At 68.4% G+C, this 14,107-nt stretch carries 10 protein-coding genes; 6 read left to right on the top strand and 4 right to left on the bottom strand.

Annotation, left to right across the window (positions count from 1 at the left end; translation table 11 throughout):
- Positions 1-207 precede the first annotated feature (207 nt).
- Together otsB and otsA are read left to right on the top strand one after the other, a co-directional pair.
- Complete coding sequence (otsB, locus tag A9Z05_RS25375; RefSeq protein ID WP_050011438.1) at positions 208-960, top strand: trehalose-phosphatase; 753 nt, start codon at positions 208-210, stop codon at positions 958-960.
- Entirely contained in the window at positions 957-2,342 is a 1,386-nt protein-coding gene (gene otsA / locus A9Z05_RS25370; RefSeq protein WP_069620529.1) for an alpha,alpha-trehalose-phosphate synthase (UDP-forming), read from the top strand. The genes otsB and otsA overlap by 4 nt, the downstream gene beginning before the upstream one ends.
- An 80-nt stretch (positions 2,343-2,422) precedes the next feature.
- On the opposite strand, the gene A9Z05_RS25365 is transcribed toward otsA, so the two are convergent.
- Positions 2,423-4,255: an ABC transporter ATP-binding protein gene (locus A9Z05_RS25365; RefSeq protein ID WP_069620528.1), complete on the bottom strand. Its 1,833-nt coding sequence runs from the start codon at positions 4,253-4,255 to the stop codon at positions 2,423-2,425.
- A 566-nt stretch (positions 4,256-4,821) separates the two neighbouring features.
- Here A9Z05_RS25365 and A9Z05_RS25360 point away from each other — a divergent pair.
- The 3 genes from A9Z05_RS25360 (at position 4,822) to A9Z05_RS25350 (ending at position 7,436) form a co-directional block, all read left to right on the top strand.
- On the top strand, positions 4,822-5,886 hold the full coding sequence (locus tag A9Z05_RS25360; protein ID WP_034186533.1) for a glycosyltransferase family 4 protein: 1,065 nt from the start codon (positions 4,822-4,824) through the stop codon (positions 5,884-5,886).
- Between the two features lie 236 nt (positions 5,887-6,122).
- On the top strand, positions 6,123-6,932 hold the full coding sequence (locus A9Z05_RS25355) for a hypothetical protein (protein WP_069620527.1): 810 nt from the start codon (positions 6,123-6,125) through the stop codon (positions 6,930-6,932).
- Between the two features lie 39 nt (positions 6,933-6,971).
- Positions 6,972-7,436: a DUF2214 family protein gene (locus A9Z05_RS25350; RefSeq protein ID WP_069620526.1), complete on the top strand. Its 465-nt coding sequence runs from the start codon at positions 6,972-6,974 to the stop codon at positions 7,434-7,436.
- Positions 7,437-7,622: 186 nt separating this feature from the next.
- Here A9Z05_RS25350 and gudD read toward each other — a convergent pair whose 3' ends face one another.
- Positions 7,623-8,975 carry a glucarate dehydratase gene (gene gudD, locus A9Z05_RS25345; RefSeq protein WP_069620525.1) on the bottom strand — a complete coding sequence of 451 codons (1,353 nt, stop codon included), beginning with the start codon at positions 8,973-8,975 and terminating at the stop codon, positions 7,623-7,625.
- 358 nt (positions 8,976-9,333) lie between these two features.
- Between gudD and A9Z05_RS25340 the strand changes: the two genes are divergently transcribed.
- Positions 9,334-10,083 (top strand): FadR/GntR family transcriptional regulator, encoded by a 750-nt coding sequence (locus tag A9Z05_RS25340; protein ID WP_011544971.1) that lies wholly within the window; start codon positions 9,334-9,336, stop codon positions 10,081-10,083.
- Between the two features lie 138 nt (positions 10,084-10,221).
- On the opposite strand, the gene A9Z05_RS25335 is transcribed toward A9Z05_RS25340, so the two are convergent.
- Entirely contained in the window at positions 10,222-11,370 is a 1,149-nt protein-coding gene (locus tag A9Z05_RS25335) for a branched-chain amino acid ABC transporter substrate-binding protein (RefSeq protein WP_069620524.1), read from the bottom strand.
- Between the two features lie 368 nt (positions 11,371-11,738).
- The gene (locus tag A9Z05_RS25330) at positions 11,739-13,883 is read right to left on the bottom strand and encodes a phosphocholine-specific phospholipase C (RefSeq protein ID WP_069620523.1); all 2,145 of its coding nucleotides are present in this window, start codon (positions 13,881-13,883) and stop codon (positions 11,739-11,741) included.
- Positions 13,884-14,107 lie beyond the last annotated feature (224 nt).

Here is a 14,107-nt window from a genome sequence, read left to right as displayed (position 1 = left end):
TAGCGCAATTCACGCGCCTGCGTGCTTTTGAAACCGGTACGGGGCGGGCGAGCGGGGCAATATGTCGCAGTTGACGCAGCGGGCGGCGCGAGGTCCGCGCTGCCGCCGTTTCGCCCATCTGGGGGCGCAGGCGCGGTAAGATGCGCACAACTCCATTCGCGCAGCGGCGGCCGGCATGTGCCGGCCGCCGCTCAGACTATCGAATCGATGCAATCCGTTCCGGCTTCCCTGTCCCTGACCGATACAGCGTTCTTCTTCGACTTCGACGGCACGCTCGTTGAGCTGGCGCCGACCCCCGACAGCATTCACGTTCCGCCGTCGCTGCTGACGCTGCTCGACGAGTTGTCGCGCCGCTCGCACGGCGCGGTCGCGATCGTCTCCGGGCGTGGGATCGACAACCTCGACACGTTCCTGAAGATGCCCGGCCTGCCGATCGCCGGCCTGCACGGCGCGGAGCGCCGCGACGCGAACGGCGACACGCAGCGCATCGGCTTCAACGACGAGCGCCTGCTGCGCATCGAGCGCGAGCTCGCGGGCGTGGTCGACCGCCATCCGGGCATGCTGCTCGAGATCAAGGGGGCGGCCGTCGCGCTGCACTTTCGCAATGCGCCCGAGCGCGAGGCGGTGGCGCGCGAAGCGGCCGAGCGCCTCGTCGCCGACTATCCGGATGCGTACGTGCTGCAACCCGGCAAGATGGTGTTCGAGATCAAGCCGAAGGGCGTCGACAAGGGGCGCGCGCTGGCCGCGTTCCTCGACGAGCCGCCCTTTGCGGGCCGCGTACCGCTGTTCGCGGGCGACGATCTGACCGACGAGAAGGGCTTCGCGGTGGTCAACGCGCGCGGCGGCCTGTCGATCAAGGTCGGCGCCGGCGAGACGTCCGCGCGGATGCGGCTCGATTCGGTCGACGCACTGCATGAGCAGATCGCCCGCTGGCTCGGCGCGGGGCAACCGCACGCATGAGCCGGCTCATCATCGTTTCAAACCGCGTCGCGCCGATTTCGGAAGGCGAACCGGCGGCGGGCGGCCTCGCGATCGGCGTCTACGACGCGCTGAAGGAAACCGGCGGCATGTGGTTCGGCTGGAGCGGCGAAGTGGTCGCGTCCGGCGCGCCGCAGCCGCAGATCCGCATCGAGGAGCGCGGGCCCGTGACGTTCGCGACCGTCGGGCTGTCGCGCCGCGATTACGACCAGTACTACCGCGGTTTCTCGAACGCGACGCTGTGGCCCGCGTTCCACTACCGCGCGGACCTGATCCAGTACGACCGCCACGAATTCGACGGCTACCGCCGCGTCAACGTGTGGCTCGCGCAGCAGCTCGTGCCGCTGCTGCAGGACGACGACGTGATCTGGGTGCACGACTATCACCTGATTCCGTTCGCGCGCGCGCTGCGCGACGCCGGCGTGAAGAACCGCATCGGCTTCTTCCTGCACATTCCGTTTCCGGCCGCGCAGGTGCTCGTCAACGTGCCGCCGCACCGCGAGCTCGTCGAGTCGCTGTGCGCATTCGATCTGCTCGGCTTCCAGACCGAGCCCGATCTGCGCGCGTTCTGCGACTACGTCGAGTTCGAGGCGGGCGGCGAAGTCGAGCACGACGGGCACACGGCGCGCGTACGGGCGTTCGGCCAGACGCTGCGCGCGGCCGCCTATCCGATCGGCGTGTACCCGGACGAGATCGCGTCGCTCGCGCAGGCGGGCGAACACGGCAAGGCGGTGCGCACGCTCGCGACGTCGCTGCGCGGGCGGCAACTGATCATGAGCGTCGACCGGCTCGATTATTCGAAGGGGCTCGTCGAGCGCTTCCGGGCATTCGAGAAGCTGCTCGAGCATCAGGCGTCGATCCGCAACCGCGTGTCGTTCCTGCAGATCGCGCCGTCGACGCGCGCGGACCTGCGTGCGTACCAGGACATCCGGCTGCAGCTCGAAGCGGAGTCGGGGCGCATCAACGGGCGCTACGCGGAGCTCGACTGGGCGCCGATCCTCTACATTCACCGCCAGTACGACCGGCAGGTGCTGGCCGCGCTGTACCGGCTCGCGCGCGTGGGTTTCGTGACGCCGCTGCGCGACGGGATGAACCTCGTCGCGAAGGAGTACGTGTCCGCGCAGAATCCGGACGATCCGGGCGTGCTCGTGCTGTCGCGCTTCGCGGGCGCCGCGCGTGAGCTCACGGGCGCGCTGATCGTCAATCCGATCGATATCGACGGGATGGCCGATGCGCTGTCGCAGGCGCTGACGATGCCGCTCGCCGAACGGCGCGCGCGTTACGCGGACATGATCGCGCAGCTTCGCGAGAACAACGTGTCGGTGTGGCGGGACAATTTTCTGCGAGATCTGCAGCAGGTCTGATCGATTGCTGCCGCTGCAATGGAAAAAGCCGCCGTGCGCAGCAAGCACGGCGGCTTTTTTGTCGGCCGGATGCCGGCGCGTCAGGCCACGCGTTCGCCGGTCGGCGTGTTGCCGTCCGGGGCCGCATGATGGCGGCCGTGCTGCTTCGCGAGCAGGTCGCGGTACAGGCCGGGGCGGTTGCGCAGCACCTCGGGCGGGCCGTCGTCGATCACCTTGCCGTTGCTCATCACGATGATGCGGTCGAAGTTGCGCAGCGTCGACAGGCGGTGCGCGATCGCGATCACCGTGCGGCCGACCATCAGCCGGTCGAGCGCGCTCTGGATCGCTTCCTCGGAGGCGCTGTCGAGCGCCGACGTCGCTTCGTCGAGCAACAGGATCGGCGCATTCTTCAGGATCGCGCGCGCGATCGCGATGCGCTGGCGCTGGCCGCCCGACAGCTTGACGCCGCGGTCGCCGACGATCGTGTCATAGCCTTCCGGCATCGCCTCGATGAACTCCGCGCAGCGCGCGTCGCGCGCGGCCGCGAGCACTTCGTCGCGGGTCGCGTCGGGGCGGCCGTATGCGATGTTGTCGTAGATGGTCCGGTGCAGCAGCGAGATGTCCTGCGGCACCAGCGCGATCGCGTGGCGCAGGCTGTCCTGCGTGATGGCCTTCACGTCCTGGCCGTCGACCTTCACGACGCCATCCTGCGTGTCGTAGAAGCGCTGCAGCAGCGCGAGCACGGTCGATTTGCCCGCGCCCGACTTGCCGATCAGGCCGACGCGCTGGCCCGGCTCGATATGCAGGTCGAAGTGGTCGAGGATCGCGCGGCGGTGCGGGTACGCGAACGTCACGCGCTCGAAGTCGACGCGGCCGCCCGTGGCCGACAGCGGCTGCGCGTCCGAGCGGTCCGGCATGCCGTGCGGCTCGAGCAGCGTCTTCACCGCTTCGGACAGGCGTGCGACGTGCTGCGTGACGTCGACGAGCGCGACGGCGAGATCGCGCGTGCCGTGCAGGATCGTGAAGCCGAGCGAGCTGACGAGCACGATGTCGCCCGACGTCGCGCGGCCCTGGTCCCACAGCCACAGGGCCCAGCCGAGCAGGCCGGCGGACAGCATCGCGGTGATCACCGCATGCAGCAGGCGCAGCTTTTCGAGATAGAGCAGGCTCTGCTGGCGCGCGTCCATCTCGGCCTTCACCGTCGCGCTGAAGCGCTTCTGTTCACGCAGCGTCATCCCGAACGCGCGCACGAGGCCCATGTTGCCGATCACGTCGACGAGCTCGCCGTCGACCGCCGCGGCCTTCGCCGCGAACGCGTGATGGCGCGCGGAGCCACGGCCGGCGAGCTTGAACAGGATGATGGACAGCACGGCCGAACAGCCGAGCAGGCCGGCCGCCATCAGCGGATTGACGACGATGATCATCAGGATCGCGCCCATCACCGCGATGCACGGCGGCAGCACGTTCCACGCCATCGTGTTCTCCGACGTGTAGACCGCGTTCGACGTGGCCGTGATGCGGCTGGCGAGCGTGCCGGGCTGCTTCTCCGAGTAATACGTCGGCGAATGGCCGATCAGGTACTGGAACAGGTCGCGCCGCAGGTCGCCGGTGACCGCGACGAACGTGTGCGCGGCGACCCAGCCGCCGACGCGCCACAGCAGGTTGTCGGCCGCGATCAGCCCGACGAGCAGCGCGAACGCGCTCCACAGCGGGCCCGGGTGATGGCGTCCGGTCGCGAGCACGTCGATCAGGTGCTTGATCGCATATTGCGAGCCAAGCGCGCAGCCGACGGCGGCCAGCACGCTGCAGAGCACGATCAGGTGCGCGACGGGGTGGAGGCGGATGTAGCGGAACAGGAACGCGATCGGCCGATGCGCGTAGCTCGACAGCTTCGCGTTGTGGGCGTTGCGCTGGGCGGGGGTGAGAGATTCCAAAATATGGGTGCGGTGATTCGGTGATTGAGCGGGGCGGCTGGGTCGCAGGCCGGCGTTCGCCCGGACTGAATAATCCGGCATTGTAAACAACGCCGCGCGTCGCGCTGCGCGAATCTTGCCTTGGCCAGGGGCTCGCGCTCGATTTTGAGATAAAATCCGGCATCCCGTCCTGCGCCGTGTGCCGGAATCACGCTGCCGGCAGCTGCGGGTTAACAAGGATCGCCAAAACGGCCTTCCACTCTAGAACGGACGCCCGAGTCCGCGGGTTGCAAAGTGTTGCGCCTTTGTAACAAAGTAAAGTGTTTGAAATGTCGTGCGCCGTATCGGGAATAACCCTAGATAATCGGCTCCGGGTTCGATTCCAGGTTTTTTTACGAACCCCTGTCAACGGGTCTTCGTTTCAAACGTTCTATGCCTGTCGCGTCGCCGACGCTCCTTGAGCAGCGCGGGTTCGACGCCCCCGGCAGGCTGATTCGTCCGAGGTTCGGACGACATGTTTCCAGCCCGGACCACCGGCAGGTTGCCGACCCATACCTGGTTTTTTGCCGATTTTTTAGGAGTTACGCATGCGAATCGCCCAAATCGCTCCGTTGCATGAAGCGGTACCCCCGAAACTGTACGGCGGTACCGAGCGAGTGGTGTCCTATCTCACCGAAGCGCTCGTCGAGATGGGGCATGACGTCACGCTCTTCGCGAGCGGCGATTCGCAGACCTCCGCGAAGCTCGAAGCGTGCTGGCCGCAGGCGCTGCGCCTCGACCCGACGATCCGCGACGTGATGGCCCCGCACATGCTGCTCCTCGAGCAGGTGCGCCGCCGCGCGGAAGAGTTCGACGTCCTGCACTGCCACATCGACTACTACCCGTTCTCGCTGTTCTCGCGCCAGCCGGTGCCGCATCTGACGACGATGCACGGCCGTCTCGACCTGCCGGAACTGCAGCCGATCTTCAACGCGTTCAGCGACGTGCCGGTCGTGTCGATCTCCGACAACCAGCGCATCCCGCTGCCGCAGGCGAACTGGCTGTCGACCGTCTACCACGGCCTGCCGGAAAACCTGCTGACGCCGATCCCGAACGTGAAGCCGAGCTACCTCGCGTTCCTCGGCCGCATCTCGCCGGAGAAGCGCGTCGACACCGCGATCCGCATCGCCGAGCAGGCCGGCCTGCCGATCAAGATCGCCGCGAAGCTCGACAAGGCCGACCGCGCGTACTACGAAGAGAAGATCAAGCCGCTGTTCGCGCTGCCGCACGTCGAGTACATCGGCGAAATCAGCGAGGCGGAGAAGACCGAATTCCTCGGCAACGCACATGCGCTGCTGTTCCCGATCGACTGGCCGGAGCCTTTCGGTCTGGTGATGATCGAGGCGATGGCCTGTGGTACGCCGGTGATCGCGTTCAAGCGCGGCTCGGTGCCGGAAGTGATCGACAACGGCGTGTCGGGCTTCGTCGTCGAAGACGAACTGTCGGCCGTCGCTGCCCTCAAGCGTCTCGATACGCTGCCGCGCGAGAAGGTTCGCGCCGCATTCGAAGCCCGTTTCTCGTCGAAGGTGATGGCGCAGAACTACGTGAAGGGCTACGAGGAACTGCTGCGCCAGAAGCGCCGCACGGTGCTCCGCGAAGTCAACGCAAGCTGATTGCGGGCCGCCGCCGCGTGGCGGCGCGCGGCCGCCACGACGCCCCGTCCGGGTTTTCCGGCGGGGCGTTGTCACATCTGCGGCGCGGATCTGTTGTATTCTCGCCGCGCCCGGCGCTGCGAACCGCCCTCGAAGCGGCCCGGCACGCCATCCTGCCGTCTGTCCAGACGGTAATGTCCCTATAATGGCCGTGCCGTGAAATCCGGCCCGGTACGACTATCCTGAGGAGAGCAGTCTTGGCGAGAACGAAAACCACGCGCGCAGCGCCGGCCCCCGGCGCCGGCGTGATCTTCGCGTTGCGTGCGATCGGTCTCGTGCTGCTCGCGCGCTGGCTGTTCTCGATGTCCCAGATGGGCTATCGCTCGTCGCTGTCGGCGATGGTGTCGTCGCCGTGGGCATTCATCTACCTCATCCTGATCTTCCTGCTGCTCGCGCTGCCGGGCGCCGCCGCACGGGCCGAGCGGCCGTTCCATCCGCTGCCGCAGTGGCTGCGCCAGGCGCTGCGCGTGTTCGCGCTGATCGGTTTCCTGTTCGCCGTGTGGTCGATCGGCGCGTTCACGTGGGCGGCCGGCTGGCGCCGCGCGCTGCATGCGGTGACGGCGACCAACGGCTGGCTCGTCGCCGCGCCGGCGCTGTACGCGGCGATCGTCTGGATCTGCCGGCCGCGGCCGCTGTGGCGGACCAACGTGGCCGCGCGCCGCTTCGCGGTCGGCCGGTATGCGATCTCGCTCGACGTGCTGACGCGCACCGCGATAGTCTGGATGGAAAGCCGCAAGGTCGGCCAGTACGACGCGCGTGAGCTGTCGGTGCGCTGGCCCGGCCGGGTCGCATCCGCCGGGCTCGCCGCGGGCGAGCAGGGCGCGCAGCCGACGGTCGTGCCGCCGCGTCGCGGCAGCCTGTTCAATCGGCCGAAGGTGGAACTGCTGTGGGATTCGCCGGCGGCTGTCGGCCACAACCGGCAGATCGTAATGCGCACGCCGCTCGCGACCGAAGGCGACCGCGTCGCGGTGCTCGCGCTCGACGCGGCGCTCAAGCAAATCGTCTGACAGGGCTCGCGCACCGGGCGCGGGCGACAAGGAGGCGCGATGATCGTCCGTTGGTTGCTGGCTGCCATTCACCTGAGTGCGTTCGGCGTCGCGTTTGCCGCGATCGCGGCGCGTAATCGCGCGTTGCGCCGGCTCGTCGCGTCGGCGCAGGCGGTCGACTTGCCCGGCGTGTTCAAGGCCGATGCGGTCTGGGGCGCGTCGGCGCTCGTGCTGATCGCGACGGGCGCGGCACGCGCGTTCGGCGGTTTCGAGAAAGGCACCGCGTACTACCTGCACGAACCGCTCTTTCACCTGAAGATGACCGCGCTCGTGCTGATCCTGCTGCTCGAGGTCGTGCCGATGCTGGGGCTGATCCGCTGGCGTGCCGCCGCGCGGCGGCAGCAGATGCCCGATACCGGCCGCGCGCGCACCTATGTGCGGATCGGCCACTGGCAGGCGGTGCTGGTGATCGTCATCGTGTTCGCCGCGTCGGGGATGGCGCGGGGGATTGGGGCGCCCGGCTAGGGCTGGCCGGGTAGGTGCCGCCGGTCAAGGCGGCAGGCCAGGATTCGTCGGCGGCCGACCGGCCAGCTGCGCGCGCGAATCCCGCTCTTGCTCCGCCGGTCTCCCCGGCAGGCGATCGCCGCTTCACGGGCGAACCGCATCATTCCGTTCCGACCGGGCGGGCCCGCCGCCCGGTTCGCTCCGCCATCAGCGCACGAGACACGGGCGCTTGTTGTTGAACGTCCAGCCCGGGATCAGATACTGCATCGCCGCCGCGTCGTCGCGGGCGCCGAGGCCGTGCTGCTTGTACCGCTCGTGCGCGAGCGCGACCGCATCCATGTCGATGTCGATGCCGAGCCCCGGCCGCTTCGGCACTTCCACCAGCCCGTTCTCGATCTTCAGCGGCTCGCGCGTCAGCCGTTCGCCGTCCTGCCAGATCCAATGCGTGTCGATCGCCGTGACCTGGCCCGGCGCCGCGGCCGCGACGTGCGTGAACATCGCGAGCGACACGTCGAAGTGGTTGTTCGAATGCGAGCCCCACGTGAGGCCCCAGTCGCGGCACATCTGCGCGACCCGCACCGAGCCCTGCATCGTCCAGAAATGCGGATCGGCGAGCGGGATGTCGACGGCGTGCAACTGCACCGCGTGGCCCATCTGCCGCCAGTCGGTCGCGATCATGTTGGTGGCCGTCGGCAGCCCCGTCGCGCGGCGGAATTCGGCCATCACCTCGCGGCCCGAGTAACCGTTCTCCGCGCCGCACGGATCTTCCGCATAGGCGAGCACGTGATGCTGATCGCGGCACAGCCGCACGGCCTCGTCGAGCGACCATGCGCCGTTCGGATCGAACGTCACGCGCGCGTCGGGGAAGCGCTCGGCGAGCGCGGTCACGGCTTCGATCTCGCTCGCCCCGTCGAACACGCCGCCCTTCAGCTTGAAGTCGTTGAAGCCGTAGCGCGCATGCGCGGCTTCGGCGAGCCGCACGACGGCTTCCGGCGTCAGCGCCGCTTCGTCGCGCACGCGGGTCCAGTCGTCGGTCGCGCCGCGGCCGTCGCGATAGGGGAGCGCCGTCTTCGTGCGATCGCCGACGTAGAACAGGTAGCCGAGCATCTCGACGCGCTCGCGCTGCTGGCCTTCGCCGAGCAGCGCGGCGACCGGCACGCCGAGATGCTGGCCGAGCAGGTCGAGCAGCGCGGCTTCGAGCGCGGTGACCGCGTGGATCGTCGTGCGCAGGTCGAAGGTCTGCAGCCCGCGGCCGCTCGCGTCGCGGTCGGCGAAGGTGCGCCGCACGTCGTTGAGCACCGCGTGATAGTTGCCGACCGGCTGGCCGACGACGAGCGCGCGCGCGTCGTCGAGCGTGCGGCGGATGCTTTCGCCCCCCGGCACTTCGCCGACGCCCGTGCGGCCCGCGCTGTCCTTCAGGATCACGAGGTTGCGGGTGAAGAACGGGCCGTGCGCGCCGCTCAGGTTGAGCAGCATGCTGTCGTGGCCGGCGACCGGAATCGCTTGCAGGTCGACGATGCGCGGCGTGTCGTGGGAAGGCGAGGCAGTGACGGCGTTCATGGGCGGCGATGGCGAAAAAGTAGGCGATGCCGGGCGGCAAAAGCTTTGCCGCGCGCGGCTTGAGGTGCGATCATTCGACAACCGACGTGCGCGGCGCGCAAGCCCCGCATGTCGACGCAACCCGAACACGGGGTGGAAGCGACAACCGGGCCCGCGGAACGCAGCACGCGATCGCGGGCCGATCGTCACGCACGGGACCAGGCGGGACTGAACAGCCGACCTGAGTCGACAGGAGACCGTGCGCTGATCATCAGTCGTCGGATGACTTGTGACGCAGTATAATGAATCATCGGCTTTCGCTCAAACCCCGCGTAAACCCTCGGCTCACATGACGATCATTCAAAAAGGAACCGGCCACATGTCCGTGCCTACGCTTCCCGCAGCGCCGCGCCGTCGCGCACGCAGCCTCGCACAAGATGTCGTCGACGCGCTGACCGCGCAGATCGAAAACGGCACGCTGCGTCCCGGCGACAAGCTGCCGACCGAAACCGAAGTCATGGCGGCGCAGGGCGTGAGCCGGACGGTCGTGCGCGAGGCGATCTCGCGGATGCAGGCGAGCGGCCTCGTCGAGACGCGCCACGGCATCGGCAGCTTCGTGCTCGAGCCGTCGCGCCGCCAGACGCTCGGCATCGATCCCGCGACGATCACGACACTGCGCGACGTGCTCGCGGTGCTGGAGCTGCGCATCAGTCTCGAAAGCGAGTGCGCGAGCCTCGCCGCGCAGCGCGCCAATGATGCCGACCTCGCCGCGCTGCGGCGCGCGCTCGACGCCATCGCGACGGGCGCGGGCGGCGGCCGCGACACCGCGCAGCTCGACTTTCAGTTCCACCTGCAGATCGCGCAATCCACCGGCAACCGCTATTTCGTCGACATCATGACGCAGCTCGGCACGTCGATCATCCCGCGCACGCGCGTGAATTCGGCGCGCTTTGCCGGCGACGACCTGGAGCGCTACGTCGGCCGGCTGAATCACGAGCACGAGGACATCTACGAGGCGATCGCGCGCCACGACCCGGAAGCGGCCCGCGCCGCGATGCGCACGCACCTCACGAACAGCCGCGAGCGGCTGCGCCGCGCGCACGAGGCGGCCGAGGCCGAGGCCGGCTGACCGCCGGGGGTCGCGGAGCCCGCGCGGCTGCGGGCCGGGTGAAATCGCTTTAACATCAGTCGTCATATGAGATCGACGTGACCGCGTCGATCTCCGCGGCCAGGCGGCGTGCCCGCCGCCGGCCGCCTGCCTTGCCGATCAGCCTCCCTTCGTCACGATCGTCTTCCACGCGCCGTTCTTCACCTGGTACAGCGTCGACATCCCGCTTTTCAGCGAGCCGTCGTTCGCGAACGAGATGCGGCCGGTCACGCCTTCGAAGTCGACTTTCCTGAGCGCAGGGCGATAGGCCTTCGGGTCGGTCGAACCGGCCGCCTGCATCGCCTTGATGGCCGCCCACGCCGCGTCATAGCCGAACTGCGCGTACGACAGCACGTCGACGCCGAAGCGCTTCTTGAAGCGCGCCTCGAAATCCTTGCCTTGCGGCAGTTCGTCGAGCGGCCGGCCGTATTCCCACGCCATCGCGCCTTCGGCGGCCGGGCCCGCGATCTTGATGAACTCGTTGTCCTTCACGCCGCCGCCGCCGACGAACTGCGCGTTCAGCCCGAGCTGACGCATCTGCTTGATGAAGTTCGCGGCCAGCGAATCGAGGCCGCCGAAGAAGATCAGGTCCGGGTTCTTGCCCTTCAGGCTCGTGATCTGCGCGCGGAAATCGACCGCCTGATTGTTGGTGAACTCGCGCCCGATGAGATTGCCGCCGGCGGCCTTCACGGCCTTCTCGAATTCGTCGGCCTCGCCCTGGCCGAACGCGGTGCGGTCGTCGATGATCGCGATGCGCTTCGCCTTCGTCACGTCGACCGCGTACTTGCCCGCGTTGCCGGCGTTCTGGCCGTCGGTCGCGATCACCATGAACATGTTCGCGAGCCCGCGCGACGTGAGCGTCGGATTGGTCGCGGCCGGGTCGATCACCGGAATGCCGGCCTTGTCGTAGACCACCGACGCCGGAATCGTCGTCCCCGAGTTGAAGTGGCCGACCACGACCGACACGTTCTGGTCGACCAGCGCCTGCGCGGCCTGCACGCCGATGCGCGGGTCGGCCTGATCGTCCTGCACGACGAGATTGAAGTGGGCAGGCTTGCCGGCGATCTGTACCTTCTGCGCGACCGCATCGTCGAGCGCGAGCTGCACGCCGTTTTGCAGATCCTTGCCGTAGCCGGCGTTCACGCCCGTGAGCGGCGCGGCGAAGCCGACCTTCACGTCGGTTGCGTCGGCGGCGTGAGCGGCCTGTTGCGAGAGGAGGGCAAGCGCGGAGGCAATGGACACCGACAGCAGGGAATGACGGAATTTCATGTTGTTCCTCTTGTTCGACACCGGCGAGTGGGTACCGCGCGCGTCCGGGCGGGCCGGGCGCGTGCGACGGGCGGGCGGTTCGACCGCTTCTCGGAATCGGGCGGGGAGGTCGGCAACGTGATCCTCGGAAACGTCTCCCGTCAGGCTCCGCGAAGAGCCCCGATTGCTTCGATATATAGGTCGCCGATATGCGCGGGTCTTGGAAATTTGTCGCGCATTCGATGCGGATTTGCGCATAGCTTCCGCGCGAGCGCGGGCGGCCGGTATCGGGAGTTTCCCGTCGCGAACGGAACGGGCGCGGAGAGGGGAGCGGTGCGGGACAAAGACGCGGCGCAGCCCGCCGGGGCCGCGCCGCGCGTGGGTCGACATCAGTCGGACAGGGCGTCCGACGCGGCTTCGGCGTCGTCGTTCGACGCGGTCGTGCGGATCAGCGGGTCGCTGGTGCTCGGGCGGCCCGTTTCGACGTGGCCCGCGAAGCGGCGCAGGAAGCCGAGCAGGCGGCCGTCGCTGACGGTGAGGTCATACCAGCCGTGGCTGCCGCGCAGATCCCAGTAATCGTCGACGTGCGCGCCCGGCGCGAGGTCGAACGTGCGCGCGTGACCGTGGCCGTACGCGTTCGTGACCTTGAGCCGCACGGCCTTGTGGCCGCGGTTCATCAGGCGCAGCGTGATGTTGCCGTTCGCGACGTCGTAGCCGTAGATCACTTCGGGGTTCACGCTCGCGCTGCCGACGCCGGTCGCGAACGGGCCGCGGAAATGGCAGTAGAAGCCGTTCGGGCCGTATACGTCGAGGTCGTACAGGCCGAGCGACGCGGCGGCGCTCCACGTATCGGCGATGCGTTTGCCGGCTTCGACCGTGTACGCCCACGGGCCGTCGACGCGGTTGCGCGACTGGACCTGGAACGCGGCGCCTGCCCGGCCCGTGTTCGCGAAAGTCAGCCGGAACTGGCCGTTCGCGGCTTCGACGCGGCCGTGCACGAACAGCTCGTACGGCAGCGCGCGCGCCGGACGCAGCCCGGCTTCCTGTTTCGGCAGCTTCTGCAGCACCGGCGGCACCGGGATGTAGTCGGGATGGCGCGCGCCGTCGGGCGGCGCGTAGCCGCTCGTGTCGGGCAGCGTCGGCCATGCGGCGTCCGCGGTCGCGAAGTCGAACGCCGACGTCAGGTCGCCGCACACCGCGCGGCGCCACGGCGACACGTTGGCGGCCGTGACCGGATATTGCGCGCCGAACCGCGCCTCGATGAATTGCAGCAGCGACGTGTGATCGAAGGTCTGCGAGCAGACCCAGCCGCCCTTGGTCCACGGCGACACGACGAGCATCGGCACGCGCGGCCCGAGCCCGTACGGGCCGGCCATGTGCGATGCGTCGCCGGCGAACACCTCGTTGGTCGTCGCGACCGTCGACAGCCCGTTGTCGCGCGACTGCGGCGCGAACGGCGGCGGCACGTGGTCGAAGAAGCCGTCGTTTTCGTCGTACGTGATGAAGAGCGCCGTCTTGCTCCACACATCCGGATTCGACACGAGCGCCTTCAGCACCTGCTCGATGTACCACGCGCCGTAGTTGGCCGGCCAGTTCGGGTGCTCGGAATACGCTTCCGGCGCGCAGATCCACGACACCTGCGGCAGCGTGCCGTTCTTCACGTCCTGCTGCAGCACGTCGAACAGCGTGCCGCCGGCGCTGATGTTGGTGCCGGTGCGCGCCTTGTCGTACAGCGGCGTGCCCGGCAGCGCGGTGCGGTACTGGTTGAAGTAGAGCAGCGCGTTGTCGCCGTAGTTGCCGATGTACGGGTTTTGCGTCCAGCCCCAGGAGCCGTTTGCGTCGAGCCCGGTGCCGACGTCCTGGTAGATCTTCCACGACACGCCGGCCTGTTCGAGCACTTCCGGATAGGTCGTCCAGCCGTAGCCCTTTTCCTCGTTGCCGAGCACCGGGCCGCCGCCCGTGCCGTCGTTGCCGACGTAGCCCGTCCACATGTAGTAGCGGTTCGGGTCGGTCGAGCTCGGGATCGCGCAGTGGTACGCGTCGCAGATCGTGAACGCGTCGGCGAGCTGGTAGTGGAACGGGATGTCGTCGCGCTTCAGGTACGCCATCGTCGTGGTGCCCTTGTTCGGCACCCACTGGTCGTAGCGGCCCTTGTTCCAGGCGGCGTGCATGTCCTGCCAGCCGTGCGGCAGGTCCTGCAGGAACTGCAGGCCGAGCTTGTCGGCGCCCGGGTGGAACGGCAGCAGTTCGGCCGGGCCGACCGGCTGGTGAAACACCGACTTGCCGTTCGCGAGGCGCAGCGGGCGTGGGTCACCGAAGCCGCGGACACCGCGCATCGTGCCGAAGTAGTGGTCGAACGAGCGGTTCTCCTGCATCAGGATCACGATGTGTTCGATGTCGCGGATCGTGCCGGTACGGCGGTTCGCGGGAATGGCGAGCGCATCGCGGATCACGGGCGGAAACAGGTTCAGCGCGGCGGCGCCGGCAGTGCCGGCGGCGACGCGCAGGAAGTCACGACGGTTCGATCGGGTCATGGTCGTTATCGTGGGGTAAAGAGGGAGCCGATTGGCGGGACCTGCGGAAAGGGCGCGCACCGAATCGCAGGATGCGGCTGCGTCGGTGCGTGCCGCCGCGAGCATAGCGAGGAATCGGTGTCATTCATGTGAAGTCCGGAAACGTTTGCACGCGTGGCTCGGGTTGCAGCCGGCGGTGCGCCGCCGCACGGACCGAGGGGCGGCGGCAACGGGCGAGACGGGCG

The sequence above is a fragment of the Burkholderia sp. A2 genome, from assembly GCF_001729305.1.
In the GTDB taxonomy this organism is placed as follows: domain Bacteria; phylum Pseudomonadota; class Gammaproteobacteria; order Burkholderiales; family Burkholderiaceae; genus Burkholderia; species Burkholderia sola.
Note: the sequence above shows the minus strand (reverse complement) of the source record. Positions and strands in the feature narration are given on the sequence as shown.

Bases quoted from the DNA above. Each gene is read 5' to 3' on its own strand.
- A9Z05_RS25330 (WP_069620523.1), bottom strand. From the start codon at position 13,883: ATGACCCGATCGAACCGTCGTGACTTCCTGCGCGTCGCCGCCGGCACT.
- otsA (WP_069620529.1), top strand. From the start codon at position 957: ATGAGCCGGCTCATCATCGTTTCAAACCGCGTCGCGCCGATTTCGGAA.
- gudD (WP_069620525.1), bottom strand. From the start codon at position 8,975: ATGAACGCCGTCACTGCCTCGCCTTCCCACGACACGCCGCGCATCGTC.
- otsB (WP_050011438.1), top strand. From the start codon at position 208: ATGCAATCCGTTCCGGCTTCCCTGTCCCTGACCGATACAGCGTTCTTC.
- A9Z05_RS25350 (WP_069620526.1), top strand. From the start codon at position 6,972: ATGATCGTCCGTTGGTTGCTGGCTGCCATTCACCTGAGTGCGTTCGGC.
- A9Z05_RS25360 (WP_034186533.1), top strand. From the start codon at position 4,822: ATGCGAATCGCCCAAATCGCTCCGTTGCATGAAGCGGTACCCCCGAAA.
- A9Z05_RS25335 (WP_069620524.1), bottom strand. From the start codon at position 11,370: ATGAAATTCCGTCATTCCCTGCTGTCGGTGTCCATTGCCTCCGCGCTT.
- A9Z05_RS25340 (WP_011544971.1), top strand. From the start codon at position 9,334: ATGTCCGTGCCTACGCTTCCCGCAGCGCCGCGCCGTCGCGCACGCAGC.